At 64.0% G+C, this 3,761-nt stretch carries 1 protein-coding gene; it reads left to right on the top strand.

Going from position 1 to position 3,761, the window contains the following annotated elements; genetic code table 11:
- Positions 1-3,761, top strand: a 3,761-nt coding sequence (locus tag KUO17_RS25840) for a condensation domain-containing protein (protein WP_217978391.1), incomplete at both ends; no start/stop codon positions are given.

Raw genomic sequence — 3,761 nt, 5'->3', positions numbered from 1 at the left:
ACCAGCCTCACGCGCATCGTGTGCAGCGGCGAAGCGCTGCCGGTGGACGCCCAGCAACAGGTGTTCGCCAAACTGCCGAACGCCGGCCTGTACAACCTGTACGGCCCGACCGAAGCCGCCATCGACGTGACCCACTGGACCTGCCGCGACGAAGGCCGCAACAGCGTGCCGATCGGGCAACCGATCGCCAACCTCGGCACCTACGTCTTGAGCGCCGATCTGGTGCCCTTGCCGGTGGGTGTCACCGGTGAGCTTTACCTTGCCGGCGAAGGCCTGGCACGCGGTTATCACCGTCGCGCCGCCCTGACTGCCGAGCGTTTCGTGGCCAGCCCTTTCCAGCCTGGGCAGCGTCTGTACCGTACCGGTGACCTGGCACGTCAACGTGCCGACGGCGTGATCGACTACATGGGCCGAGTCGACCATCAGGTGAAGATCCGCGGCCTGCGTATCGAACTGGGTGAAATCGAAGCGCGCCTGCTTGAACTGGCCAGTGTTCGCGAGGCCAGCGTGCTGGCCGTTGAAGCAGGCAGCGGCCTGCAACTGGCCGCCTACCTGGTGGCCAGTGACGCCAATCTGGCGTCGGCCAGCAGCACCCAGCAAGCGCAATGGCGCGATGCTGTGCGCCAGCAGTTGCTGGCCGAGCTACCCGAGTACATGGTGCCAGCGCACCTGGTACTGCTGGAACAATTGCCGCTGAGCCCGAACGGCAAGCTCGATCGCAAGGCACTGCCCGGCATCACCGCTACCACCACGCGCAGCGAACATGTCGCGGCGTCCAGCCCACTGGAACAGCAACTGGTCGACATCTGGCAGGCGGTTCTCAAGCTGGATCGTGTGGGCGTTACCGACAACTTCTTCGAACTGGGCGGCGACTCGATCATCTCGATCCAGGTGGTCAGCCGCGCCCGTCAGGCCGGCATCCGGTTCACCCCCAAGGCCCTGTTCGAGCACCAGACCATCCAGCGCCTTGCCACGGTTGCCCAGTCCAGCGACGCAAGCGCGGTTGCTGACCAATCGGCCTTGCAGGGCGCAACTGCATTGCTGCCGATCCAGCAGATGTTCTTCGAACTGCCGATGCCCGAGCGCCATCACTGGAACCAGGCCGTACTGCTCAAGGCCAACGCCCGGCTTGATGCTGCAGCGCTGGAGCAGGCCTTGCAAAGCCTGGTACTGCACCACGACGCCTTGCGCCTACACTTCACTGAAACCGCCAACGTCTGGAGCGGCGAGTACCGTTCGGTGGCGGCCCAAACCGGTGCCTGGGCACACACGCCGCTGCTGTGGCACCACACGGTGAGTGACGCGCACGCGCTGGAAGCGCTGGCCGAATCTGCCCAACGCAGCCTGGACCTGGAAGGCGGCATCGTCCGTGCGCTGCTTGCCGACCTCGCCGATGGCAGCCAGCGCCTGTTGCTGGTGATTCACCACCTGGCGGTCGACGGCGTGTCGTGGCGCATTCTTTTCGAAGACCTGCAGGCGGCGTACCGCCATGCGGTGGCCGGTCAAGTTGCCGAGCTACCCGCCAAGACCACTTCCCTGCGTGCCTGGGCCGAGCAGTTGCAGGCGTTCGCCCGGCATGACGGCCTGGAACAGGAACTCGCCTACTGGCAGCAGCAGTTGCAAGGGGTCAACAATGACCTGCCCTGCGACCGAGCGGCCGAGCGCCTGCTCAACCGCAACAGCAACAGTGTGCAGGTCGTGCTGGACAAGCAGCGCACGCGTCAGTTGCTGCAACAGGCACCGGCAGCGTATCGCACCCAGGTCAACGACCTGCTGCTCAGCGCGCTGGCGCAGGTCATCACGCGCTGGAGCGGTCACGACGACCTGCTGCTGCAACTGGAAGGGCATGGCCGCGAAGAGTTGTTCGAAGCGGTGGACCTGACCCGTACCGTTGGCTGGTTCACCAGCCTGTTCCCGGTACGCCTGACGCCGGCCAGTACGCTGGGCGACACGATCAAGCAGGTCAAGGAGCAGTTGCGCGCCATCCCCAACAAAGGCATCGGCTTCGGCGCCTTGCGCTACCTGGGCGATGCACAGACGCAGCAGGCCATGCAGCAACTTCCTGTGCCGCGCCTGACCTTCAACTACCTGGGCCAGCTCGATGGCACCTTCGACAGTGACGAGGGTGCACTGTTCGCGCCATCAGGAGAAAGCGCAGGTACCGGCCAGAGCCTGGATGCGCCGCAGAGCAACTGGCTGACCCTCAACAGCCAGGTGTATGCAGGTGAGCTGAGCCTGACCTGGGGCTACAACAGCGAAATGTTCGATGCCTCGACCGTTCAAGGGCTGGCCGAGGAGTACCTGCAGGCGCTGACCCGGCTGATCGAGCACTGCCTGCAGGCAGACAGCCACGGCCTGACGCCGTCGGATGTGCCTCTGGCCCGTTTGAGCCAGGTGCAGCTCGATGCTCTGCCCCTTTCGGCACAGCAGGTTGAAACGCTCTACCCGCTGGCCCCGATGCAACAGGGCATGCTGTTCCACACCCTTTACCAGCAGGAAGCAGGCAATTACATCAACCAGATGCGCCTGGACGTACGCGGCCTGGATGCAGAACGCTTCCGGGCAGCCTGGCAGGCCACCCTCGATGCCCATGACATCCTGCGCAGCGGTTTCCTCTGGCAGGGCCAGTTGAACGAGCCGCTGCAAGTGGTGCACAAGCGGGTCGAACTGCCGTTCAGCGTACTGGACTGGCGCGAGCACCAGGGTTGCAGCGCAGCGCTGGAAACCCTGGCTGTCGAAGAGCTGATGCAACCTTTCGACCTGCAGCAACCGCCGTTGCTGCGCCTGTTCATGGTACGCACCGGCGAAGACAGCCATCACCTCATCTACACCCACCACCACATCCTGATGGATGGCTGGAGCAATTCGCAGATGATGGGTGAGGTGATGCAGCGCTACCATGGCCAGCTCGTTCCCCTGTCCAGCGGTCGCTACAGCGATTACATTGCCTGGCTGCAACAGCAGGACCAGGCGCTGAGCGAGACGTTCTGGAAAGCCCAGGTCCAGACCCTCGATGCGCCCACTCGGCTCGCGGCGGCCATCACCGCAGAGCGCTCGCCAGCGTCCGGCCACGCTCACTTCGAAGCCGCGCTCGAGCAGGCCGACACTTCCCGGCTCGAGGCCTTTGCACGGCAACAGAAGGTCACGCCCAATACATTGGTTCAGGCAGCCTGGCTGATCGTGCTGCAGCGTTACTGCGCTCAAGCGACTGTCTGCTTCGGTGCCACCGTCTCCGGCCGTCCGGCGGAGCTCACAGGGGTGGAGCAGCAGCTAGGGCTGTTCATCAACACCTTGCCGGTGGTTGCCACGCCGCTGCCTGAGCTCAGCGTTGGCCAATGGCTGCAGCAGGTGCAGGCGCAGAACCTCGGCTTGCGAGAGCATGAACATACCCCGCTGTTCGATATTCAACGCTGGGCCGGTAAAAACGCCGAGAGTCTGTTCGACACGATCCTGGTGTTCGAGAACTATCCGATTTCGCAAGCCCTGGAACAGACGGCAAGCGCAACGCTGCACTTCGGCAGTATTCGCACCCATGAGCAGACCAACTACCCCCTGACCTTGATGGTCGGTTTCGGCGCGATGCTGACCTTGCAAGCGAGTTACGACCAGGCGCATTTCAACGCAGCCACGGTCCAGAAGCTCGCACACGCGTTGCTCAGGCTGCTGAGCGCGATGCTCGGCTCGGCAGACCAGGCCATCGGCGACCTGGTGATGCTTGCGCCGCAGGAGCAGAACACCGTACTGCACGACTGGAACCGCAC

The sequence above is a fragment of the Pseudomonas aegrilactucae genome, assembly GCF_019168305.1.
GTDB classification, from domain to species: domain Bacteria; phylum Pseudomonadota; class Gammaproteobacteria; order Pseudomonadales; family Pseudomonadaceae; genus Aquipseudomonas; species Aquipseudomonas aegrilactucae.
Note: the sequence above shows the minus strand (reverse complement) of the source record. Positions and strands in the feature narration are given on the sequence as shown.